Source organism: Zhongshania guokunii, from assembly GCF_040892635.1.
Taxonomy (GTDB): domain Bacteria; phylum Pseudomonadota; class Gammaproteobacteria; order Pseudomonadales; family Spongiibacteraceae; genus Spongiibacter; species Spongiibacter guokunii.
Genome location: NZ_JBFRYA010000001.1, coordinates 309,420 through 332,850, shown reverse-complemented (window position 1 = coordinate 332,850; position 23,431 = coordinate 309,420). Strand labels below are relative to the sequence as shown.

Annotated in this window: 18 protein-coding genes; 6 read left to right on the top strand and 12 right to left on the bottom strand. The window is 50.3% G+C overall.

Annotated features, from left to right (window positions below):
• Nucleotides 1-213: 213 nt before the first annotated feature.
• The 7 genes from AB4876_RS01500 to AB4876_RS01470 all read right to left on the bottom strand — a co-directional run bounded on the left by AB4876_RS01500 (nucleotide 214) and on the right by AB4876_RS01470 (nucleotide 11,855).
• Complete coding sequence (locus AB4876_RS01500) at nucleotides 214-1,146, bottom strand: alpha-E domain-containing protein (RefSeq protein ID WP_368379883.1); 933 nt, start codon at nucleotides 1,144-1,146, stop codon at nucleotides 214-216.
• Nucleotides 1,143-2,630, bottom strand: coding sequence for a circularly permuted type 2 ATP-grasp protein (locus tag AB4876_RS01495; RefSeq protein WP_368379882.1), 1,488 nt, complete (start codon nucleotides 2,628-2,630; stop codon nucleotides 1,143-1,145). The genes AB4876_RS01500 and AB4876_RS01495 overlap by 4 nt, the downstream gene beginning before the upstream one ends.
• Nucleotides 2,631-2,963: 333 nt before the next feature.
• The gene (gene aceF, locus AB4876_RS01490) at nucleotides 2,964-4,571 is read right to left on the bottom strand and encodes a dihydrolipoyllysine-residue acetyltransferase (RefSeq protein WP_368379881.1); all 1,608 of its coding nucleotides are present in this window, start codon (nucleotides 4,569-4,571) and stop codon (nucleotides 2,964-2,966) included.
• Between the two features lie 21 nt (nucleotides 4,572-4,592).
• Nucleotides 4,593-7,238, bottom strand: a complete 2,646-nt coding sequence (aceE, locus tag AB4876_RS01485; RefSeq protein ID WP_368380111.1) for a pyruvate dehydrogenase (acetyl-transferring), homodimeric type — start codon at nucleotides 7,236-7,238, stop codon at nucleotides 4,593-4,595.
• Nucleotides 7,239-7,622: 384 nt separating this feature from the next.
• On the bottom strand, nucleotides 7,623-10,460 hold the full coding sequence (locus AB4876_RS01480; RefSeq protein WP_368379880.1) for an insulinase family protein: 2,838 nt from the start codon (nucleotides 10,458-10,460) through the stop codon (nucleotides 7,623-7,625).
• Nucleotides 10,461-10,505: 45 nt separating this feature from the next.
• Nucleotides 10,506-11,588: an AI-2E family transporter gene (locus AB4876_RS01475; RefSeq protein ID WP_368379879.1), complete on the bottom strand. Its 1,083-nt coding sequence runs from the start codon at nucleotides 11,586-11,588 to the stop codon at nucleotides 10,506-10,508.
• A gap of 36 nt (nucleotides 11,589-11,624) precedes the next feature.
• Nucleotides 11,625-11,855, bottom strand: coding sequence for a sulfurtransferase TusA family protein (locus AB4876_RS01470; protein WP_368379878.1), 231 nt, complete (start codon nucleotides 11,853-11,855; stop codon nucleotides 11,625-11,627).
• Between the two features lie 158 nt (nucleotides 11,856-12,013).
• Here AB4876_RS01470 and AB4876_RS01465 point away from each other — a divergent pair, with 158 nt between their 5' ends.
• The 3 genes from AB4876_RS01465 (at nucleotide 12,014) to AB4876_RS01455 (ending at nucleotide 14,108) form a co-directional block, all read left to right on the top strand.
• Nucleotides 12,014-13,447 carry a M48 family metalloprotease gene (locus AB4876_RS01465; protein ID WP_368379877.1) on the top strand — a complete coding sequence of 478 codons (1,434 nt, stop codon included), beginning with the start codon at nucleotides 12,014-12,016 and terminating at the stop codon, nucleotides 13,445-13,447.
• A 93-nt stretch (nucleotides 13,448-13,540) separates the two neighbouring features.
• Nucleotides 13,541-13,846 carry an RNA recognition motif domain-containing protein gene (locus AB4876_RS01460; RefSeq protein WP_368379876.1) on the top strand — a complete coding sequence of 102 codons (306 nt, stop codon included), beginning with the start codon at nucleotides 13,541-13,543 and terminating at the stop codon, nucleotides 13,844-13,846.
• Nucleotides 13,800-14,108 (top strand): VF530 family protein, encoded by a 309-nt coding sequence (locus AB4876_RS01455; protein WP_368379875.1) that lies wholly within the window; start codon nucleotides 13,800-13,802, stop codon nucleotides 14,106-14,108. Before AB4876_RS01460 ends, AB4876_RS01455 begins: the two co-directional genes overlap by 47 nt.
• Before the next feature lie 121 nt (nucleotides 14,109-14,229).
• On the opposite strand, the gene AB4876_RS01450 is transcribed toward AB4876_RS01455, so the two are convergent.
• Nucleotides 14,230-16,374, bottom strand: coding sequence for a molybdopterin oxidoreductase family protein (locus AB4876_RS01450; RefSeq protein WP_368379874.1), 2,145 nt, complete (start codon nucleotides 16,372-16,374; stop codon nucleotides 14,230-14,232).
• Between the two features lie 171 nt (nucleotides 16,375-16,545).
• Here AB4876_RS01450 and AB4876_RS01445 point away from each other — a divergent pair, with 171 nt between their 5' ends.
• Nucleotides 16,546-17,526 (top strand): AraC family transcriptional regulator ligand-binding domain-containing protein, encoded by a 981-nt coding sequence (locus tag AB4876_RS01445; protein ID WP_368379873.1) that lies wholly within the window; start codon nucleotides 16,546-16,548, stop codon nucleotides 17,524-17,526.
• A gap of 92 nt (nucleotides 17,527-17,618) precedes the next feature.
• Here the strand turns inward: AB4876_RS01445 and sat are convergent, their stop codons facing one another.
• A complete protein-coding gene (gene sat, locus AB4876_RS01440) occupies nucleotides 17,619-18,815 on the bottom strand; it encodes a sulfate adenylyltransferase (RefSeq protein ID WP_368379872.1) in 1,197 nt (398 codons plus the stop codon).
• A 139-nt stretch (nucleotides 18,816-18,954) separates the two neighbouring features.
• Nucleotides 18,955-19,566, bottom strand: a complete 612-nt coding sequence (gene cysC, locus AB4876_RS01435; protein WP_301026644.1) for an adenylyl-sulfate kinase — start codon at nucleotides 19,564-19,566, stop codon at nucleotides 18,955-18,957.
• 201 nt (nucleotides 19,567-19,767) lie between these two features.
• On the opposite strand from cysC, the gene AB4876_RS01430 reads away from it, so the two are divergent.
• Nucleotides 19,768-20,652, top strand: coding sequence for a LysR family transcriptional regulator (locus AB4876_RS01430; RefSeq protein WP_368379871.1), 885 nt, complete (start codon nucleotides 19,768-19,770; stop codon nucleotides 20,650-20,652).
• Between the two features lie 123 nt (nucleotides 20,653-20,775).
• Here the strand turns inward: AB4876_RS01430 and trmH are convergent, their stop codons facing one another.
• Nucleotides 20,776-21,492, bottom strand: a complete 717-nt coding sequence (gene trmH / locus AB4876_RS01425) for a tRNA (guanosine(18)-2'-O)-methyltransferase TrmH (RefSeq protein ID WP_368379870.1) — start codon at nucleotides 21,490-21,492, stop codon at nucleotides 20,776-20,778.
• 225 nt (nucleotides 21,493-21,717) lie between these two features.
• Nucleotides 21,718-22,137, bottom strand: a complete 420-nt coding sequence (locus tag AB4876_RS01420; RefSeq protein WP_368379869.1) for a hotdog fold thioesterase — start codon at nucleotides 22,135-22,137, stop codon at nucleotides 21,718-21,720.
• Nucleotides 22,138-22,270: 133 nt separating this feature from the next.
• Here AB4876_RS01420 and AB4876_RS01415 point away from each other — a divergent pair, with 133 nt between their 5' ends.
• Nucleotides 22,271-23,413 carry an acyl-CoA dehydrogenase family protein gene (locus AB4876_RS01415; protein ID WP_368380110.1) on the top strand — a complete coding sequence of 381 codons (1,143 nt, stop codon included), beginning with the start codon at nucleotides 22,271-22,273 and terminating at the stop codon, nucleotides 23,411-23,413.
• The last annotated feature ends 18 nt before the right edge of the window (nucleotides 23,414-23,431 follow it).

Here is a 23,431-nt window from a genome sequence, read left to right as displayed (position 1 = left end):
CCAAAATACAAAGATCAATAAAAGGAATTTCCCAAGAGCTGGGAACACCGCTACCGCGCTATTTCGAGTTTATTTTAAAATTGACAAGACATCGCCATTCGCAAAATAAACTGTGCTTTGCCACCAGCAGTAAATCACAAGGGCGGAAGACTACCGCAAGTACCCAAGTCGAGCAAATACTGGGCCCTGCGGTATTGCTTACTCACACCCAAGCTAAGCTGGCTGGAACCATGTATCTTGAATGGCTGAATGGATAATAATAGAGCTTTTTTCTAATTCTGTCAGATACGCAGGAAAACCCTCTGATACGTCAGTATAGTCGCTGCCCTTGGTTACCGTATCAGTTAACGCCTTCAAACTTTTAATAACCGTCTCATTACTGGGCAATAAGTCCGCCGAATCCCGCATTCTGAGCAGTCCACAACGAACTGAGCGCGGAAACAACTCATCTTCTAGCAAAAAGCGCGCGGCATCATCGCCGTTTACGGCTACTTTCATGGTCCGCCGATATGGCATAGTGGCATTTAGGGTACCCAACACGCTCCCCCAAACCACGTCGAGCACATGATTGGTATCACTCTCGATAAAATCGCTAGACATACTGGCGCCGGCCTCAAGAATACGAATCGTCATATCGGCCCGTTCTAAGCTGCGCCCCATATTCAAAAAATGCCATGCGGCGTCACGGCGCATAGTGTCAGCAATCAGACCGTTAATCTGCTGGCAGGTTTTAACGATTTCACCCAGAAACTCGTGACGATAACGCCGACTCAGGCCCTGTGCCATATGTTCATTAACATAAATTTGAAATTCATTAATTAACTCCCAGCTCTCTGGTGGCAGCATATCGCGGGTGGTGCGAATATTCTCGCGCACCATGCGCAGCGAGGACGCCAGCGAACTTGGGTTACTAAGGTCTTCCAACAAAAACTTCACCACACGCTTCTCGTCTTGCACAGTAAAGCGGCGGTTGTATTCGACGTGGCTGCCACTGGCGATAACCAAATTGTGCCAGCTTATACCGGTGTCTCGCGGCAGATCAAAAAGCAAACTTGTGTACACCTGAATAAGGCGCGCCATACTCTCAACCCGCTCGAGATAGCGACCGAACCAGTACACTCGCTCTGCAACTCGCGACAGCATCATGATTTAGCCCTCCCCTCAGCCACGATCCAAGTATCTTTACTGCCACCACCCTGTGAGGAGTTCACTACCAAAGAGCCTTTAACTAGCGCCACTCGAGTAAGCCCGCCCGTGGTCACAGCAAGGTCTTTGCCCTGTAGCACAAAGGGCCGCAAATCAAGATGGCGCGGCTCAGCTTCGCCGGGAGCGGTGAGTACCGGCGCCGTCGACAATTTTAACGTCGGCTGAGCAATGTAGTTACGGGGGTTCTCTACTACCAATTTCCGAAACTCCTCATGATCCTTTTTAGTGGCGTGAGGCCCCACCATCATGCCGTAGCCACCCGATTCATTGGCGGGCTTAACCACTAATTTTTCTATATTGGCCAGCACATATTTCAATTGTTCGGGGTCGTCGCAAAGATAAGTTTCCACATTGGGCAATATCGCCTCCTCGCCCAAATAATACTCAATCATTTTCGGTACATAGGCGTAGACCACTTTGTCGTCGGCCACCCCAGCCCCTGGTGCATTAACCAGCGCCACGTTGCCCGCCCGCCACGCGCGCATTAAGCCAGGCACACCCAAAATAGAATCGGGTAAAAACGTTTCTGGATCTAAGAACAAATCATCTATGCGACGGTAAATAACGTCGACCCGCTCTAGACCAGAAATCGATTTCATGTACACACAATCATCGTCGTCTACGAATAAATCACTACCCTCAACAAGCTCTACACCAAGCTGCTGGGCCAAATAGGCGTGCTCAAAATAAGCGGAGTTGTAGATACCCGGCGTAAGAATCACAATCTCGGGCTGGCGCACACGGCGCGGTGACACCGAAGCCAACATATTAAAGAGTTTAGTTGAATAATCGTCGACTGGCAGAATATCGTTAGTCTCAAAAAACTCCGGCAACACGCGTTTACTGACCTCGCGGTTTTCCAGCATATAAGCCACGCCAGAAGGTACCCGCAGATTATCTTCTAATACATAAAATTTTCCGTCTGAATCGCGCACAAGGTCGCAACCACAGATATGCGCCCAAACCCCTTTAGGTGGATTGATCCCCACACACTCTGGCCGAAAGTTTTTAGAGTCTTTAATCAAGTAAGCGGGCAATACGCCATCTTTAAAAATTTGCTGATTGTGGTACACATCGTTAATAAACATATTTAAGGCTTTAACCCGCTGTTTAAGGCCGTTGGCGGTGTGCTCCCACTCTTTTTCGCTAATAACACGAGGAATTAAATCGAAGGGCCAGGTCCGATCGATATTTTCACCATCGGAATACACGGTAAAACTGACACCCATATCGCGAACAGTGCGCTCGGCCGCTACCCGCCGACTTTCCAACTCTTCGCGGCTGAGCGCGCCAAGGAGCTTAACTATTTTCCGACTTGCAAGCCGAGCTTTGCCCTTGTCGGTAATCATTTCGTCAAAAAAATCACCGGATGGATAACGATCCCAATCTATTCCGTCAGATTCTTCGTGTTTCTTATCTCTCATTTGCATCGTATCCAAAGCATTGTAAACACATGGCCTAACTGGGTGGGCGCCATAACGGTGCACTCCCCGGTCGTGCAAGGCCACACCAAGGAGCAAAAAACATGATAAGTCATAGACTTGCCCCATTTACTTACATAGTGACTAGCAATAGCTAAGCCAAGTCGCACAACAATAGGGAGGCTCATTTAGATTCATCACTACACCTAGACCTCATCGCCTACTCTAACGCCAAACATATCAAACAAACTATTTAGCCAAAAAAAACCTCCGTCACCGTAAGTGAAGAAGGTTTTTAGAACTTTGCCAGAAATAAGCAAAAGTATTATCCCTGCCTCACAGCAACAGTCTTCGAATATCAGCAAGTAGCTCACCCATAAAGGTGAAAAACTGTCCTGCATCAACGCCATTAAGTGCGCGGTGATCATAGGACAAAGACACTGGTAGCATCTTGCGCGGTTCAAACTCACTGCCATTCCACACCGGCTTTATCGCCAGCTTAGAGACGCCCATAATTGCCACTTCAGGTGCATTGATAATAGGTGTAAAACCTGTACCACCAATACTGCCAAGGCTAGAGATTGTAAAGCAGCCACCTTGCATATCCGCCGGTTTCAATTTGCGCTCCTTGGCCTTTTTCGCCAGCTCAGCAGTTTCTGCCGCAAGCTCCCAAAGCGATTTTTTGTCCACATCACGGATGACCGGCACCATCAATCCTGCCGGCGTATCAACGGCAATACCAATATGAATGTACTTTTTGTACACCATATTTTCCCCGTCGGCACTGAGTGAGGCATTAAACTTAGGATGCTCGCGTAATGCGACTGCAGCCGCCTTTAGCAAGAACGGCAGCGGCGTTAATTTAACACCCCGCTGTTCCGCCTCGCGCTTTAGGCCAGAGCGGAAATCTTCTAGCTCACCAATATCCACTTCATCGAACTGCGTGACATGAGGTAAATTCATCCAGCTGCGATGCATATTGGCAGCAGTGAGCTTATGCAATTTAGTTCGCGCTTGAATGTCAATTTCACCAAATTGGCTGAAATCAACATCGGGGATCGACGGTAGCCCAGCGCCACCTATCGTAGCACCGGCGCCTTTACCCTTGGCCAAGTCCTTAACAAATTGCTGCACATCCTCTTTGAGGATTCGAGCTTTAGGGCCAGTTCCCACCATTTGTTCAAGTTCTAAGCCGAACTCCCTTGCCAATTTCCGCACCGCAGGGCCTGCGTACACATCAGCATGACTGGTTACTGTAGGTTCGGGCTTCGCAGCGGGCGCTGCGGATACTGGCGCAGGCTGGGCCGCTTCTTTTGCCGGTGCTTCCGCCACAACGGCCTTGGCTTCGCTCACATCGGCCGCCGCAACTTCCCGCTCAATTTCAGCGATTTCTGCACCCAACTTAGCGCTGTCACCGACTTTCATTACAATTTTAGTGATCTTGCCGCTAAACGGCGACGGCACTTCCATAGAAGCCTTATCAGACTCCAACACCACCAGTGAGTCGCCTTCACTAATCACGTCACCAACCGCAACACACACTTCGATGACATCAATGCCATCACTGCTGCCCACATCTGGCACTTTAATCATTTCCCGTGCCGAGCCTTTTTCCTGCTTAGCTGGCTGAGCCGGCTCTGCTACCGGCGCTGTTTTTTCCGGCGCGGCTGACGCAGCGGGAGTCGCCTCTTCTTTCGCTTCAGCCTTAGTCTCAACCTCTAGCTCAAGAATGACGTCACCAGCTTCGACGGTCCCGCCCTCTTTAAGGCTAATGCTTAAAACCTTACCCGCCATGGGTGACGGAATCTCCATTGACGCTTTATCTGATTCTAAAACCACGAGCGAGTCTTCTTTGGCGACCACATCACCGACCGCCACACACACCTCAATAACATCAACACTGCCGCCACCGAGGTCAGGAATTTTTACCGTTTCTTTAGCCACAAAAAAATCCTTCTCTATTAATTAGCGATACAGTGGGTTTGCTTTTTCAGTGTCAATACCGAAGGCTTTAATAGCCTTACTGACGACACTTAATGCAATTAAACCATCGTCTGCCAAAGCTTTAAGGGCAGCCACCACAATATAATTACGATCCACCTCAAAATGGGCGCGCAGTTTGGCGCGGGTATCTGAACGGCCATAACCGTCGGTACCCAAAACCACATAGCGCGATTCAATATAAGGCCGCAATTGCTCGCCATAAGATTTAATATAGTCGGTGGCGCAAATAACCGGTCCCTGCTGGCCGCGCAGCTGCTCAGTAACATAGGGCACCCGAGCATCACTTTCTGGGTGGAGCATATTCCAGCGTTCGCAATCCAAACCGTCGCGGCGCAGTAAATTAATACTGGTCGCACTCCATACATCGGCTTCGACCTTATAGTCGGCCTTAAGCATCGCTGCGGCAGCTTCAACTTCACGCAAAATGGTACCGCTGCCCATCAGCTGAACTTTTAGCTTTGGCTTTTTAACAGCACTTGGCGCAAGGCAATACAGACCTTTAATAATGCCATCGGCGCTGCCTTCTGGCATATCTGGATGAGCGTAATTCTCATTCATCACCGTTACATAGTAAAAGACGTTTTCCTTGTCTTGATACATGCGGCGCATACCGTCTTGAATAATCACCGCCAGTTCGTGGGAGTAGGTCGGGTCATACGACACACAGTTGGGTATCATATTCGCCATTAAATGACTGTGGCCATCTTGATGCTGCAGACCTTCGCCATTCAAGGTAGTGCGTCCAGCGGTTGCGCCCAGCAAGAAGCCCCGCGCTTGGGAGTCACCCGCCGCCCAGGCCAAATCCATAATTCGCTGAAAGCCGAACATAGAGTAGAAAATATAGAACGGAATCATCGGGTAGTGATGATTGCTATACGACGTCGCCGCCGCCAACCATGCCGAGAAGGCTCCAGCTTCGGTAATACCCTCTTCCAAAATCTGACCTTGCTTGTCTTCTTTGTAGTACATGATCTGGTCAGAATCATGAGGGGTATAACGCTGGCCCTGAGAGGAGTAAATTCCTAGCTGGCGGAACATACCTTCCATACCAAAGGTGCGCGCTTCGTCGGGCACGATAGGCACAATGCGCGAACCAATCTCTTTGTCTTTCACTAAGCTCGACAGCATTCGCACAAACGCCATAGTCGAGGAAATCTCACGCTTACCGGTGGCTTTAAGCTGAGCACTAAAGCTATCTAGCTCTGGAATTTTCAAGGCTTCAAAATCAGCCTGACGTGCGGGTAAGAAGCCCCCAAGTTTTTCCCGACGCTTGCGCATATAGACCATCTCAGGGCTATCTTCGGCGGGGCGGTAATAGGGAACCGACTTCAAATCCTCATCACTGATTGGCACCCCAAAGCGATCTCGAAATTTCTTCAGCTCTTCTAAATCGAGCTTTTTGACCGAGTGGGCCTCGTTCTGGGCTTCGCCGCCCTCACCCAAGCCATAACCTTTCACGGTCATCGCCAATACCACGGTCGGGCGCCCTTTAGTTTCCATCGCTTTAGCGTAGGCCGCATAAACTTTATAGGGATCGTGACCACCGCGATTGAGATACATAATATCGTCGTCAGACAAATCTTTAACTAACTCAAGCAACTCTGGGTATTTGCCAAAGAAATGCTCACGGGTATACGCCCCGCCATTGGCCTTATAGTTTTGCAGCTCGCCGTCAACCACCTCGTTCATGCGCCGACGCAGTAAACCAGTCTTATCTTTTTCCAGCAATTTATCCCAGTGGCGGCCCCATATAACCTTAACCACATTCCACCCTGCACCGCGGAATACGCCTTCTAACTCTTGAATAATTTTGCCATTGCCCCGCACAGGACCGTCGAGGCGCTGCAAATTACAATTCACCACAAACACGAGGTTGTCGAGACCTTCACGGCCTGCCAAGGCAATTGAACCCAAGGATTCCGGCTCGTCACTCTCACCGTCACCCATAAAGCACCACACTTTGCGATCGCCGTGATCAACCAGACCGCGACTGTGCTGATACTTCATTACGTGGGCTTGGTAAATTGCTTGAATAGGGCCTAGACCCATGCTCACCGTAGGGAACTGCCAGTAATCTGGCATCAACCAAGGGTGTGGGTAAGACGACAGTCCGCCGCCGTCGACTTCGCGACGGAAGTTATCGAGCTGCGTTTCATCAATGCGACCTTCAAGATAAGAGCGCGCGTACATTCCGGGCGAACTGTGGCCCTGATAGTAGATTAGATCGGCCTTTTCACCACCGCGGAAAAAGTAGTTAAAGCCCACATCGTAGAGGGTCGCCGACGACGAGAAGCTGGAGATATGACCACCCAAACCTTCGTTGTTATCGTTGGCGCGCATCACCATTGCCAATGCATTCCAGCGAATCATAGAGCGAATTTTACGCTCCATAAATAAGTCACCAGGCATTCGACGTTCATCATTGGGCTCTATGGTATTACGAAAGGAGGTGGTGATCGCCGAGGGCAATTGGGTGCCGGCACGGGCTGCATGCTTGGCCAAGCGTTTCATTAAAAATGCGGTTCGGGCACGACCGCCGTTTTTTAATACACCGTCTAGGGCTTCGAGCCACTCTTGGGTTTCTTGGGGATCTAAGTCTTCGCGCAAATCTTGGTCTTGGTACATACACAGTCCTTAGCAGTAACAGTGGGCTGTCCAGACCAGCAAGCATTAAGCTTGAGAGTGTTCCGTTTACAAAGGCGCAACGCAGAGCGATCAGCTCTCGATGTTTGAATCCTGCCTGTTAGTGACGGTTATCACCTGGTCCGGCTGGGCTAAGCACCGACCTTTTGAGTCAGCGAATACCCGAATAATAGGTTTTATTTACTCTTGAGTTACTGGTTTTCAGTAACTCAAGGGCAAGAGATTTTTGCAGCTTCACAGCCATAAATCAACAAAATACTACCATTTATTATATGAATATTTTATGACGAAACCATCAAAAACAATGACATACCCAAGTTTGATAATACATCGCTTTGCTCGCACGGCCTATTTAAAGGAATAGGCCGGCAACTTCGCCTTAAACTGATCACCGCTATCAATTACTTCGCCCTGCGGACGTGCAGCAGGCCATTTCCCCGCAGCATAAATTAGCAGCCCGCGCTGGCTGTCTGCAGCCAAATCGCGTTTCACTGCCGCCAACCAATCGGTATAGCTTAAGTCCGTCAATGCAGCAACCAGCAAGTCTCGGCTGTCAAAACCCGAATAATTCTCTAGCAAGTCCTGCCAATGGCGCCCCGCTGACTCCCAGAGATTTTCAGGCTGCTCACCCAGGCGTTTAATAAGCCCAGCTTTATGCTGTTCAAAAGTGGCTTCATCAATGCCCCCTTGCAGCCAGTCTTTCAGGTAACTGTTTATCTCCTTTTGCAAAGTAGCTGAATCCACAACCGAAGATTGCACCAGAAATATCAAACCACCCACTTCGCGCTGGGGATAAACACTGGCGCTCACCACATAACCTAGCTGTTTCCGAGTACGAAGCTGGTGATAAAAATCTGCACTGAGAATTTGCGCCGTTAAACCCATCGCAACTCGCGCCTGCTTACCGGTTTGCGCGCTTTGCAAATACAATAGCGCGGCACTGTCATCGTGCTCGGCAGGCAATTCACGCAGAGAAACCCCAGCCGGCAAATGACTAATATGCTGCAGCGGCACTTGACCGCCCTGACTTTGGGGTAAAACCTTATTTGCCACCGCCGCAAGACCTAAGGCTTCTTGGCGATCGAAATTGCCATCGAGCAACATTCGAAGCTGCAGCGATTTCAACACTTCACTAACATGGGCCGCTACCACTGGCATCGTCAAATTGCGGGTTGCCGCTTCGTGAGCAGTCAAACTCGGGGTTTGCCGATTTAACAGCCGCGGCAATTCACCGATTAACTGCCGATAAGGCGATTGTCTAGCGGCGTTTTCAAACTGCCGCAAACGCTGCGCCTTTAAACGTGCAAAACGGCTCTCTTGCCATACCGGCTGTTTCAGGGCCGCTAAAATTTGCTCTAGCAACTCGCCTTGTTTCTGGTTAAAGCCGCCAATACTGATTTCTATACCACGCCAATCCACACCGATATCAAAATCCAAACCAGCCAGCTGGGCGGGGTACGTGAGCTCATTGAGTTCGTCCTTCACCATGCGCAGCCACATTTCGGTCTTCGCTAAAGCCGCCACATCGCCACTGGCCTGCGCAGAAGACAACAACAAATACAAACGCCCCTTAGGCAATTCAAAGACATCATCGGTATTTAACCACAACTCAAGCGACGCATCGGCTATCTGCACCGGTTTTCCGTCACCCTCACCCGCCTTTAAACTAAAGTCCGAGGCTACAAATTTATTTTTTGCCGGCAGGCTTAATTGCCCCGACACCCCAGGACGCAGCGCCGCTAACTCGGCCGCAGTGACTGGCCGCTTGCTATAAGCCACTTGATAGCGAGGAACCTCAATATTGGTTTCTAAGCCTGGCGCGACCAAGGTGATAAAACTGTTTTCTGGTCGCATCGCCGCCAAAAATTCGGTTAGCAATTTAGGCTGATAATCATCCATTAGAAATGGCGCGCGCATCACTTCCGCCGCAGGGTATTTCTGCAGAGCCATAGACAATTGCACTACATCATTTATCGGCGCTGGTTGGGCGCGGAACATAAAACCTTGAATTGCCAGCCCAGCCTGTTCGGCAAAGCGCCACCGTTCAACACCGCCGTCGCGCAGCTGGGCAATACTCTGATAAATCAGCGCCACAATTTCATCTGTATGCTTTAAACCGGCCTCCGTTAGCGCCACTTCAATGCCAAACATCGCGCCGCCTTGGTAGCTCAAACTCTCACCGGCACTTAAACTATCTGCCCAGCCCTTGGCTTTTAAGAGCGACAGCAAACTGCCCTCCCCCTCGTGACCTAGGATATTGCCAATATAATTAAGCGGCTTACTACGCCAGTGAGGCTGTGCATCGGCCACCGGAAAATTAACCGACAGTGCACGGCGATTTTGTACCGGCTCAATATTTATCCAGCGGGGTAAATCTTCAGATTTAAACAGCGGTTCGGCAATAGATGTCAGCTCGCGCTGCTGATTTTTCACACCAGCAAATTTTGGCAACACCATCGCTTCTAGCGCATCGAGAGACTCTCGACCTATCACCGTCAAGCTCATGATATTGGCAGAGTAATTTTTCTGATAGAAGGCCAACAACTGCTCACGCAAAGCCTGCTCATCACTGCTGTGCAAGGTTTGCAAATTGCCTACCGAAAATTTTGCAAAGGGATGCGCCGGATTGACCTGCGACTTAAATACCGCTAACTCACGACGACGATCGTCTTTGATGCGCGCGCGATACTCAGAATTAACCGCCTTTACTTCGCGCCCGACATACTCGGCGTTAAACAGCGGGCCCACGAAAAACTGGGCGAATTGATCCAGAGCGGGCTCAAGTGAGTCTGCGCTAATATCAAAAAAGTAATTGGTGTCTTCAAAGCTGGTAAAGGCGTTATGGCTACCACCATGAGCGGTAATGAACGCTTGATACGCGCCGGCCTCTGGGTATTTTTCGGTCCCCAGAAACAGCATGTGTTCAAGGAAATGGGCCAGCCCCTGATAATTTTCAGGATCTTGGCGACTGCCCACATTTACATCAAGTGAGGCCGCCGCCTTATCTGCGCCAGCATCGGATATTAATAAAACTTTGAGACCGTTCGGCAATTCCGTGTAACGATACTCGCGCTGATCGCTGAGCGGCTTGGCAACGACTACCGGCTCCTTTGCGCTGTCTAACCATGTACAGGCTGAAAACTGAAATACGAGGACAAGCAAAAACGCCGATTTCAAATATCTCACAAAGCTTCCTTATAAAAAAACAAATAAGCACACCATCTACAGCTATTACGCTGCCGGTGACTCAAGGTTCTGTGGCGCTGCGCGCGAAGGCCGCGGCCACGCGTATAAAATGGCCTTCACCAACGTTGCTAGCGGGATCGCAAAAAACACCCCCCAGATACCCCAAATGCCACCAAATACCAGTACCGATACAATAATGGCGACTGGGTGCATATTCACCGCCTCAGAAAACAACAGCGGCACCAGCACATTACCGTCCAAGCCTTGGATCACACTGTAAACCATGAACAGGGTAAAAAACTCCCCACCCCAACCCCATTGAATATAGCCCACCAACAAGACCGGCAAGGTGACTACCGCCGCGCCAATATAGGGGATGACCACCGACAAACCCACCAGCAAAGCTAATAACGCCGGATAATTCAAACCAATGACTTCAAAGCTGATGTAAGACACTACGCCCACAATAACAATCTCAACGGCCTTACCGCGCACGTAATTCGCGACCTGCACATTCATCTCTGACCATACAGCACTCAACAAGGGCCGGCGATTGGGAAGAAAGCTCGACAGCCAGCCTAAAATAGCAACTTTGTCCTTTAAAAAGAAAAACACCAAAATCGGAATCAACACGATATTCAGCAACAAGCCGACAACATTGGGCAACTGAGCCAATGAGAAACTTAGCAAGTATTGACCAGCGGAGCCGAGCTCTTTACTGGCAATGGCCATCCACTCACGAATCTGCTGCTCGGTGACAAACTCCGAGCGTTCGGGCAAGACCAGCAATAAATGCTGGAGCTTACGCAACATGGTTGGCAACTCTTGAAACAAATTAATCAGCTGCTGCCAAACCAGTGGCAATAGCACCACCAAAACCCCGAAAAACACACTTACAAAGATTGCGTAGGCCACTGTGATAGACAGCCATTGCGGGGCGCCCACGCGACTTAAGCGCGCAATAATACCCTGCATCATAAACGCTAGAACAATGCTGGCTACGATCGGCACCAGCACATTGCCTAGGGTGAGCATCAACACCAACACCGCTACGATGAGTAACAGTAGAACGACTGTTTCTTCCTCTGCAAACAATCGATCAAACCACGAACGAACAATACCCAGCATGAAGCGGTCCTTACAAAATGGTACGAGGGTGGGGTTCTACTTCTTTTTCAACAAATAACGGTAGTGCGCATCCAGCTCTTCGCTGAGCAACAATGTATTACCACTTTGCTGGGCAAACACTTCAAAGTCGCGCCAAGAGCCAACATCCGTTGCCAGCACTTCCAGCACTTGCCCAGTTTCCATACGATTTAAAGCTTGTTTCGCTTTTAACAATGGCAGCGGACAATCTAAGCCGCAAGCGTCTAAATAGATATCAATATGCGTCATAATTTCAATATGCAATAAGAGATTGTCGCTAGTATAGCCTGCGCAGCATCATGGCCCAAGCTAGCACTTTTAGGTGATAATGCGGTCATACTGCCAGTGCTCTTGTATTATCAAGGGCCATATCATGTCATTCCTATGCAGCTGGGTAAGGATTATCTGTGTTCAAACGTACTTTCGGCATCAGTCTTTTTGTCTTCGCTAGCCTCGTCTTTGCCGACAATTCACCCAGCGACAATCTTCCTGATCTTGGCGATGTCACCGCCTCACGCTATTCGGTTCAGCAGGAACACGACTTGGGCAGGATGTGGCTAAAAATGTTCCGTAATAGCGTAAAAACAGTTAATGATCCGCTAATGCAAGACTATCTCGAAGGCCTACTCTATCGCCTCGCCTCCAATAGCGAGCTCAAGGACCGCCGTCTTGAAACGGTAATTGTCGACAATGCCAGCATTAACGCCTTTGCCGTACCCGGCGGCGTAGTTGGCGTGCACAACGGCATTTTTCTGTATACCGACAACGAGGCGCAACTCGCCGGCGTGCTGGCCCACGAAATTGCCCACCTTAGCCAGCGCCACTTTAGCCGCTCATTAGATAACGCCAAGCAAAGCACCATACCAACCCTCGCAGGCTTACTTGCCGGGGTAGTTTTGGCCGCCACCGCCGGTGCCGACGCTGGCATTGCCGCCATTACTGCCACCCAAGCGGCCGCATTAGACAGCCAGCTGCGCTTCAGTCGCCAACACGAGCAAGAAGCGGACCGACTCGGCATGGAAACCCTGTCACGGGCGAATATGGACCCCAATGGTATTCCGTCCATGTTCGTTAACATGAATGCCAATATGCGCTACGCCCGCGCAAAGCCACCGGAGTTCTTGCTGACCCACCCGCTTACCGACAATCGGATCAGTGACAGCGCCAACCGCGCCCGCCAGTATCCCCGCAAGGTGTACACCGACAACCTTAACTTCCAGCTAATGCGGATGCGCGCCGCCCTGCAACACAGCAACAAACCCGAAGACTTACTCAAAACTTGGCAGAACGACACCGGCATTAACGGCGAAGCCCGCCGCTACGGCGCGGTGATTGCCCTACTTGAATTAAATCGCTGGGCAGAGGCCGACGAACAATTAGCACCACTGCTCAAAGACGACAGCGGCCGTATTGCCTACCAATTGGCCAAAGCCGATGTACTACTAGGCCAAAAACGCTACAACGACGCAATTGAACTGCTGCAGAATCAATTGGTGCTGTCTCCTAATAACAACCCCTACACCATTAAGCTCAGCGACGCTCTCCAGCGCGCCAATCGCTTTGAAGACGCCGATCAAGTGCTGAGCCGCCAATCGCGGGAGCGGCCTGAAGACCCTAATCTCTGGTATCAATTGGCCGAAGTGCGGGGACTTGCCGGCAACATTCTTGGTGTGCACATCGCCCGCGCCGAATACTTTATTTTACAGGCCCAATTTGAGCGAGCCAAAATGCAGTTGCGTTACGCCTACGAATTAACAGCAAACAATAAAATCCAGCAGGGTCGCATCAAACAGCGCCTGCGCGACATCGCTGATATGGAAGAGAAGTTAAAAAACCTGTGAATTAGTCCATTTTCACAGTTTACAGCGGGCTTTAACGCGCAGTTAAAGCCCATAAACGCTATACTTCGCGCATATCATTAAAACGGCCACACCATGAAATTACTGATTCGCAACCTCAACCGCACCACCACCGAAGCCGAGCTACTCGACCTCTTTGAAGCTTACGGCGCAGTGCAATCACTGCAACTAGTCAGAGATGAAGACGCAAACCTGTCCAAGGGTTTTGGCTTTGTAAACATGCCCAAGGCCGGCGAAGCAAAAATCGCCATGCAAAACATCAATGGAAAAATTATCGGCGGCTTTAAAATCCGTGTTAAACGAGCAGAAATCCGTGCTGAAGAAACTGCAAGCGATGACCTTGAAACTACGCCAGGCGCTGACCTCAACAACAATGACTAAGCCAGCCAAAGGCACCACATCACCGCCAGCGCCAAAACCGGGTTCAAAAGACCCAATGCACGGCATGACCCTAGAGATGATAATCATTCAGCTTGAACAGCAATTTGGTTGGGAGGAGCTGGGGCGGCGCATTAAAATTAAATGCTTTACCGACGAGCCCAGCGTAGCGTCTAGCCTGAAATTTTTACGCCGCACCCCATGGGCGCGGCAAAAGGTAGAGGCGCTGTATATTCGCAGTAAACGGCCAACGAAAAAGGCTTGATGCCGGAAGTCTGGTGTCGCGAGCCACGCTTGAAAGAAAACGGGAGACGCAAAAGAATGCTCTTAAGCGGCTTAGTGAGCTAAGCGAATAAAAGCGTCTTCCGTCAAGCGTTTAGCCAAGCTCAGGATCGCCCCAAGCCCTGCAACGTTACCGGCACCCCATTCAAAACCGCATTGCCCGACAGCTCATCAATATGCATTTCATCGGTTAAATCATTCACACTCACGCCAGCGTGAGCCTCGGCCTCAAGCCATTGAGTACCGCTGCGATTATGCCCCCAGCCGTGTGGGATACTAATAACACCAGGCATCATTTCGTCGCTGATCACTGCAGCAAGTTCAATACTGCCTACCCGCGAGCTAACCCGAAGTTGCTGCCCATCTTCCACCTTTAGGTGCATCGCATCGTCAGGGTTGATCAAAACCGTACAGCGATCCTTGCCTTTAACGAGGCGGTGGCTATTGTGCAACCAAGAATTATTGCTGCGCACATCGCGACGACCAATCAACAAAAATTTATCGATGCCCGCTTCGCGGTTAAAAAATCGGGTTTTTACCCGCGTTAAGTCCTTTAAGAAAAATTCCGTTTCCAAATGAATCTTGCCATCACGATGATAGGTACCCCCTGCTGGCGCGGGTTTTAATGCACCTAAATCGATACCATGGGGAGATTTTTTAAGCTTGCTCAAGTTCATCCCCGCGAAGGGGTTGCGGCCACCACCGTAGGGGCCCTTGCGCAACAATATGGCCAGTAAACCAGACGGCCCCATACGCCTAACTGCTTTACGAGCCAGCTTGTCTTTGAGGCTGTGCGGGGGCTGAAGCCGGTCCTGCAGATCCAGCAATATTTCCCAGTCGTGGCGGCCATCTTTGGGCCGAGGAAATAGTGCTTCGGCGTAACGGGCGTTATTGCGTACCGCCAGTACATTAAAAATCACATCGTAATGTTCGCGCTCTAAGGGGCTAACCGGCGGTAAAATAAAATCGGCGTGACGGCTGCTTTCATTAATATAAAAATCAACTGCCACCAGTAGATCCAATTTGGCAAACGCCCTATCCAACTGTTCGCCATTGGGCGTCGACAACACCGGATTGCCGGCGATTAGTACCATACCCTTTATTTGGCCGGCGCCGGGTGTGGTAATTTCTTCGGCCAGGGTCGCCACTGGCAGCTCACCATTAAACTCAGGCAGCCCTCGCACGCGACTGTGGTAGCGACCCATATTGCCACGACCGCTCTGGGCCAAAATATCTACCGCGGGCGTGGTAAACATCAGCCCACCAACACTATTTAGCCGCCCTGTTAATATATTAAAGAGCATTATCAGGTACTGAGTTAAGGTGCCAAACTCCTGAACCGACACGCCTAAACGCCCGTACATGACCGGCTGCGAAGCAGCGCAAAAATCCTGTACCATACCGCGAATCACCTCGGCAGACATACCAGTCAACGGCGCGACTTGCTCAGGACTATAATCAGCAAATATCGACGCGAGATCAGCGGGATCTTGGTCAAGATGCTCTGCGATGGTGCCCGGCTCCACTAAATTATCGCTAAACAACACGTTGAGCATGGCGAGCAGCACCAGCACATCGCTGCCAGGCCGCACAAAATGATGGGCATCGGCCAGCTCTGCCGTCGCCGTTCGGCGAGGATCAACCACCACCAATTTGCCACGTTTGCGTACATCTTTCAGACGCTGCTTAACATCAGCCACACTCATAATACTGCCATTAGAGGCCAGTGGATTGGCACCAAACATTAAGAAGTGATCGGTATTATCTATATCGGGCACTGGAATCCGCAGCTGGTGACCAAATAATTTCCACGACACGATATGATGCGGCAACTGATCTACCGAGGTAGCCGAAAATTTATTCTTGGTTTTTAAGGCCCGCAACACGCCGCCGCTCATTAGCAGCGAGCCTGTGTTATGAACATTGGGGTTCCCAAGATATACGCCAAGCGCATCGTGACCGTGCTCGGCCTGTAGACTGGCAATACGCGCGGCAACCTTGTCCAGCGCATCCTCCCAGCTCAGCTCCTGCCACTCGCCGTCTACTTTATGCAAGGGACGACGGATGCGATCGGGGTCTTCATATAAGTCTTTAAGGGCAATGGCCTTGGGGCATATATGACCACGACTAAAGCTATCATCTTCATCACCTTTTATTGAGGTGATTACACCGTCTTCTAGCTTGATTGCGATACCACACATGGCTTCACATAAATTACAGGTGCGGAAATGCGTTTTGCTGGCAGACATACAGATACCCTCGATTCGGCTATTGTTATTGACTAGGGTTTACCACTGCAATGTTATCAGCGATTACACTAATTTACCTCTTTATTCCCAAAGCGAGCAAGAACTGCCACCATATAACTAGGCACATAATTTGCTAAGCAATTAATTATGAATAATGACTAAGTAGATGCGATGAAACACATTCTTAGCCAAGATGGCGATATTCTTAACGCCCTAGAAGAAGCCTGCAACGCACTAGGCATTGATCTTAAAGATACGATGCACAAGCTTGGCTTATCGCCCTCGCTGCTACTAGCACCTGGCAAACTCGTTCCCAGTTTATTATTTGGCTGCATCTTAGAGGCTATAGCGCGAGACTATCACTGCCACGATCTCGCGCTGCACGTTGCCCGCAAATTACAAGCGCCACACCTGGGGCTAGCCGCTCGCCTTATGTCGCTTAGCACCACCCTGCGTAGCGGTTTAGATAAAGCTCATCTATATAGCGCCTTTTACCAAGACACCAGCCACTGGCAGCATAAAATCGACAACGATCAGCTGATCTTATTTAAAACCTCCACGCGTTCCAGCTGCGAACACTGGCGCCAGCGCAATTTATTTGGCATTGCACAAATGTTTATGCTGCTAAAAAATATGTCGGGCAGACTTTGGCGACCAAGTAAAATCAGCTTTAGCAGTAAGAGCCTTGGGGGACATTTTTCGGATACTTTCCAGCAGTTTTTCCAATGCGAGCTCGCCTTTGAACAAGCCTATGATGCCATCCACATTCCAATTGACGCATTAGAATTCAGCGTCGCCACCTGCGATGTAAATTTTATGCGCGGCATGGAAACCCAAATTAAAATATTGCAACAGGGCCTCCAAGAGAACCGCGACTTTATCGGTCGCGCCCGCTTAATTATTGACCAACGCCTGAGCTTTGCCGGCTGCAGCCAAAATGAACTCGCGTTTTATATGGCCATTACAGAAGATCAACTAAACGCTGAACTAGCGAAATCCAATATCAGTTTTGAACGATTGCTCGAACAACAAATTGCAGAAAAAGCACGTTATTATTTAAGCGAATTCAAAGCGCCTCACAAACTTATTGTATCGGCGCTGATGCCATACGACGAAGCGCGCTTAACGGCCTTATTAAAAGCAGATATATAAACACGAAATCAAAAAAAACCGGCGCATTTATGCGCCGGTTTTTTTAAGCTCACTACCTAGTACTCAAGAGCAGCTAGGCAGGCGGTAGATCTTTACGCTTTAGCATCTTCGATTTGATAGTATTCCATCAAAATTTTAGCCACTTCTGGACGTGAAAACTCAGGTGGTGGCGCAATGCCATTGCCCAACATTTCACGCACTTTAGTGCCCGACAGCAACACAAAATCTTCTTTGTCGTGATCGGGTGCATCACGCATCATCACCACTTTGTCTAATTTCTTAGAGTAAGCGGTGTGGTCGGCGCGGTAAATCTCAATATCCATGGCACCAGCGGGAACTTTCTCGTCGAAAATAGTCTGGGCGTCAAAGCCGCCGTAGTAATCGCCAACACCAGCGTGGTCGCGACCAACAATCAGGTGGGTACAGCCACAGTTCTGGCGGAACAGTGCGTGTAGCACCGCTTCACGCGGGCCAGCATACAACATATCAAAGCCGTAACCGGTGATCATTACGGTGTTCTTAGGGAAGTAAACTTCAACCATTTTACGGATAGACGCATCGCGAACATGAGCTGGAATATCGCCTGGTTTCAGTTGACCTAACAGCATGTGAATCAAGATACCGTCGGTGCCCAGATCTTCCATGGCCATACGGCACAGTTCTTCGTGAGCGCGGTGCATTGGGTTGCGAGTTTGGAAAGCAACCACCTTCTCCCAGCCACGCTCAGCGATTTCATTGCGAATCTCAACCGCAGTGCGGAAGGTATCTGGGAAATCAGCTTGGAAGTATGAAAAGTTCAGCACCTGAATCGGGCCAGACAACATGGTGTTGCCCTGCGCTTTAAAGGTCTGCACGCCGGGATGCTTGTCATCCAAGGTGCCGAAGATGTTCTCGGCCATAAAGTCGATTTGTTCGCTGCTAACCACTTCAACCGCGTCAACGTCCATGATCGCCAATACTGGATTGCCATCAACGTTCGGGTCGCGCAAAGCAATACGCTGACCAGCAGTAATGCCCTGGGCATCTTTAGTCAGGTTAACAATCGGTACGGGCCAGAATAGGCCGTCGGTAGTGCACAGGTCCTTCGCCACCGCCAGTGAATCGGCAAGGTTCATATAGCCTTTTAAGGGCGTGAAGTAACCGGCACCCAGCATAACCGCGTTAGCTGCAGCAGCAGAGCTAACCAGCAGTGACGGCAGGGTCTCCGCTTCGGCATTCAGGGCATGGTGTTTTTCAGTGTCGTATACAAATAAAGGGCTAAGTTCTTCGGCGCCATGGGGTTTGATCATTTATAGATGCTCCGTTAGGTGGTCTAGTACGGTATTAAAGTAATTCGTTCTTACAGCTGGGCTAAATGCTGGACGGGAGATGGGAGACGCTTAAAACCAAAGCAGTTTTGCGTTTACCGTCTCCCGCCCAGCGTCTCCCTTAAATAAGTCCGCGCGCTGCCAACATTTCCAACAGCACTGCCACTTCTTCTTCCAAGCTCTGCTCGTGGCTGTTTAATACCAGCTCAGGCTTAAGTGGCGCTTCATAGGGATCGGAAATACCGGTGAAGTTTTTAATTTCGCCGGCGCGGGCTTTTTTATACAGGCCTTTAGGGTCACGCTCTTCCGCTACTTCCAAGGGTACATCAACGTGAACTTCGATGAAGTCCATATCGCCAGCCACGTGCAGGTCGCGAACAATATCGCGATCGGCGCGGTAAGGGCTAACAAAGCTAGACAATACGATAACGCCAGTGTCGACAAACAGCTTAGAAATTTCGCCAATGCGGCGGATATTTTCAGTGCGGTCTTCGGCGCTAAAACCCAAGTTTTTGTTAATGCCCAAGCGGATATTGTCGCCGTCTAAACGATAGCAAAGATGGCCTTTGTCCATCAGGGCTTTTTCTAATGCAACGGCAACGGTGCTTTTACCGCTGCCAGACAGGCCGGTAAACCACAAGGTGGCACCTTTTTGCTTTAACAAGGCATTGCGGTCTTCACGGCTCACTTCGCCGTCGTGCCAATGTACATTGGTTGCTTTAACTTCAGTCATGTATTCAACTCCGCTGGGCTGCTGATCATCAAATTATTTATCGAATAACCTGTCTTAAATTAAGCGTGGGTCTGCCTAGCTCGCTTAACTCTGAGGGCGCCATAGTAAAAGCATTTTTATCACAAGTAAAACAGGATATTATTATAGTCAGTATTGATTTTATCGATACTGACTATTCGCCATCACCAAGGTCAGATACCGATGAATTTCACTATTCGCCAATTAGAGATTTTTCTCAGCGTTGCCAAATTTCAAAGCGTGTCCAAGGCCGCCGACCAGCTACACCTATCGCAATCAGCCGCCAGCGCCGCCCTGCAAAGTTTGGAAAAAGCCTATGGTGTCACCCTCTTCGACCGCCAAGGCAACAAGATTAAACTTAACGCCATTGGCCACACCCTGCGCAAAAAAGCTGAAACCCTGTTTGCCCACTGCCAGCAGTTTGACGACGCTCTCAAGCTCCACAGTGAAATTGGCCACCTGCGGGTGGGCGCCAGTTTTACCATCGGCAACCATTTGGTGGTGCGCTACCTCGCCGAGTACCTGAACCAATACCCCGACGCTGACGTGCAATTCGACACTGCCAACACCCCCGAGGTCGTCGCCAAGGTACTCAATTACGAAGTTGACGTAGGTATGATCGAGCGCGAAGTTCAGCACCGCGAGCTAGAACTCATCCCTTGGAAGGAGGACGAGCTAGTGGCATTTTGCAGCGCCACCCACCCCTTGGCGCAAAAAGGCGTGCTCAATGACGAAGACATAAAAGCCGCCCGTTGGATTTTGCGGGAACCCGACTCCGGCGCGCGCCACACCTTCGACCGCGCCCTAGCCGGCTTACTTCCAGAAATTGAAATTTACCGTGAATTCAAACACAACGAAGCCATTAAAAGTGCCGTAGAATCCGGCCTCGGCATAGGCTGCCTGTCCAAAGTGGTATTGCAAAATGATTTTCGCAATGGCGATTTAGTGCCCTTAAAACTCGCCAATCGCGATATGACACGAATGTTTTACTTTGCCCTACCCAAACAGCGCCACAACAAAACAGCCGTCGAATTTTGGGTACATTTGTGTAGCAAGATGGGAGAGTAATCGCGCACTACTTGACGGGAGATAGGCGACGCAAAAGAATGTTCTTAGCCACTTACTGAGCGTCAGACATCCGACTCGCCTTTAGCGTTTATCATCTTCCGTCAAGTATACCGCAACACGATTTCAGACATCCGACGTCCGCCCAAGCTCCACTGGCGCCCGCCCTTCCCGCACAGCCAACTGCCAGCCTAAGCCATCGAGCAATTCACCATCCTCATCTAAAGGTGGGTATGCCAAACCATTGGCGCGGCAGTACTCGCTCATTTTCGGTTGCGCCCACTCAAACAAGGTCCGCTGATAGACGTCATCGTCGAGACGGCACTGCCTGTAAAGCCCAGCTAGCTGCCGCTGGCGCTGTACCTCAGCCAAGATTATTCCCGCCGCTACCGAAACATTAAACGACTGCACCATGCCCATCATCGGAATGGTAATAAATGCGTCGGCCAACTCGCAGCCTGCGGGGCTCACGCCTAGTTTTTCTGCGCCCATCAAAATTACTGTCGGTTTCGTGTAATCCGGCTCGCGAAAATCAAGCGCGCCCTCGCCCAAATGCGCAGCCAACACTTGATAACCCTGTGCTTTAAACGGCGTTAAGGCAGCTGTTACATCGGTCTCGCGCTCAACCTTAACCCAGCTGTGCGAACCCATAGCAGTACCGCGAAAGGCCTTGTAGTCTTTGTCGGGAATAACACAATGCATACCGCCAATACCCGCCGCATCGGCGGTGCGCACAATCGCCGAGAGATTACGGCTTTTGTGAACATTGTCAGTAACAATCGTAAGATCCGGCTGGCGGAATTCTAAAACCTGACGCAGGCGTTGGAAGCGTGCTGCGGTCATTGTTGTGGCCTCAAAATAAATTGGGCCGTTAGCTTACAGCAGCACAGGTATTGGGGAAACACTGGGGAGATGCTAGATGGAAGACCTAAGACGCAAAAACCAAACCGCGCACTGATTTTTGCCTAAGCGCCTCCCCTTTCCCGTCAAGCATTACGCTGTCACAGCCAACAGTAGATGCTAACAATGCCCTGCCTTCACGTCTGACGTCAGACACCCGACCTCCGACTAAGCTTCTATCACCGCCATTGTCAGTCGCGACACACACGCGGTGTTATCGTCTCCATCGGCAATCCGAATCTCCCATACTTGCGTGCGGCGGCCGACATGCACGGCTTTGGCTACGCCAGTAACTAAACCACTGCGCACCGAGCGAATGTGGTTGGCGTTAATGTCTAAACCCACACAGACGAAGCCAGACTCACAGGCTAAATTAGCCGCGAAGCTGCCCAGCGATTCAGCTAATACCACCGACGCACCGCCGTGGAGGATGCCAAAGGGTTGATGGGTGCGTTTGTCTACTGGCATGGTGCCGGCAACATAATCGGCGCCAATATCGATAACCTTAATATCCAATATCTCGCAAATGGTATTTGCCATCATTGCATTAGCTTCGTCTAAACTAACGGTGTGTTTCCAAATACTCATATCAATCCTCAACAGCACATGGGGAAAGCAGGCAGTAAATTGCAGCAGAAAATATCCACTAGCATTACAAGTTGACTCTGCTAACATAGGCAGAATAATAACCACCTTATCTTTCGGAGGATACCCCATGGCGATGATCCCAAGAACTGTTTACGAAGAAGAGCATGAATTGTTTCGCGGCTCTGTCCGCAAATTTTTAGAAACTGAAGCCGCTCCTTACCACGCCCAGTGGGAAAAAGACGGCCAAGTCGATCGCGCGCTCTGGACCAAAGCCGGGGAGCAAGGTTTTCTCTCGCCTAGTGTTGCCGAAGAATACGGTGGTGTTGGCGTCGATTTCCGCTACAACGCCATTGTTGACGAAGAATGCGGCCGCTCGGGCCTAACCGGTATTGGCTGGGGCTTACACTCAGACATCGCCGTGCCCTACATAGAGCGTTACGGCAGCGAAGCCCAAAAGCAAAAATACCTGCCTAAATGCGTTACCGGTGAAATCATCATGGCCATCGCCATGACCGAACCCGCCGCCGGCTCCGATTTACAAGGTATTAAAACCACCGCTGTTAAAGACGGTGACGACTACATCATTAACGGTTCTAAAACCTTTATCACCAACGGCCAGCTCGCAGACCTCGTGATTGTGGTTGCCAAAACCGATCCTAGCGCCGGCGCCAAGGGTATTAGTTTATTCTTGCTTGAAGCGGGCACCCCCGGTTTTAGCAAAGGCACTAACTTAGAAAAAGTCGGCCTTAAGGCTCAAGACACCTCTGAACTGTTCTTCCAAGACGTGCGCGTGTCTAAAGATCAGCTGCTGGGCGAAGAAGGCATGGGCTTCATCTATATGATGCAAGACCTGCCTCAAGAGCGCTTGAATGTGTCGATACTCGCCATTGCCTGCGCCGAAGCTATTCTTGAGCAAACCATTGCTTATGTTAAAGAGCGTAACGCCTTTGGCAAAACCGTGGCCACATTCCAAAACACCCAGTTCAAACTAGCCGAATTGGAAACCCAAGTAAGCGCGGCAAGAGTCTTCCTTGATCGCTGCCTAGAACTGCATATTGAACACAAGTTTGATTCTGTAATGGCCGCCAAGGCAAAGCTACTCACCACTGACTTGCAATGCAAAGTAGTTGATGAGTGCCTGCAGTTGCACGGCGGTTACGGCTTTATGTGGGAATACCCTGTGGCGCGCGCGTTTGCGGACTCACGGGTACAGCGCATATACGCGGGTACAAACGAGGTAATGAAGCTAATAATTGGTCGCGACCTACTAAAGTAAGCACTCGCAGCCAAACAT

Coding starts and splice junctions, on each gene's coding strand:
- AB4876_RS01450 (WP_368379874.1), bottom strand. CDS start 16,374: ATGTCTGCCAGCAAAACGCATTTCCGCACCTGTAATTTATGTGAAGCC.
- AB4876_RS01455 (WP_368379875.1), top strand. CDS start 13,800: ATGACCTTGAAACTACGCCAGGCGCTGACCTCAACAACAATGACTAAG.
- AB4876_RS01475 (WP_368379879.1), bottom strand. CDS start 11,588: ATGCTGGGTATTGTTCGTTCGTGGTTTGATCGATTGTTTGCAGAGGAA.
- AB4876_RS01460 (WP_368379876.1), top strand. CDS start 13,541: ATGAAATTACTGATTCGCAACCTCAACCGCACCACCACCGAAGCCGAG.
- AB4876_RS01430 (WP_368379871.1), top strand. CDS start 19,768: ATGAATTTCACTATTCGCCAATTAGAGATTTTTCTCAGCGTTGCCAAA.
- AB4876_RS01445 (WP_368379873.1), top strand. CDS start 16,546: ATGAAACACATTCTTAGCCAAGATGGCGATATTCTTAACGCCCTAGAA.
- AB4876_RS01415 (WP_368380110.1), top strand. CDS start 22,271: ATGATCCCAAGAACTGTTTACGAAGAAGAGCATGAATTGTTTCGCGGC.
- AB4876_RS01495 (WP_368379882.1), bottom strand. CDS start 2,630: ATGAGAGATAAGAAACACGAAGAATCTGACGGAATAGATTGGGATCGT.
- sat (WP_368379872.1), bottom strand. CDS start 18,815: ATGATCAAACCCCATGGCGCCGAAGAACTTAGCCCTTTATTTGTATAC.
- AB4876_RS01470 (WP_368379878.1), bottom strand. CDS start 11,855: ATGACGCATATTGATATCTATTTAGACGCTTGCGGCTTAGATTGTCCG.
- AB4876_RS01500 (WP_368379883.1), bottom strand. CDS start 1,146: ATGATGCTGTCGCGAGTTGCAGAGCGAGTGTACTGGTTCGGTCGCTAT.
- trmH (WP_368379870.1), bottom strand. CDS start 21,492: ATGACCGCAGCACGCTTCCAACGCCTGCGTCAGGTTTTAGAATTCCGC.
- AB4876_RS01420 (WP_368379869.1), bottom strand. CDS start 22,137: ATGAGTATTTGGAAACACACCGTTAGTTTAGACGAAGCTAATGCAATG.
- cysC (WP_301026644.1), bottom strand. CDS start 19,566: ATGACTGAAGTTAAAGCAACCAATGTACATTGGCACGACGGCGAAGTG.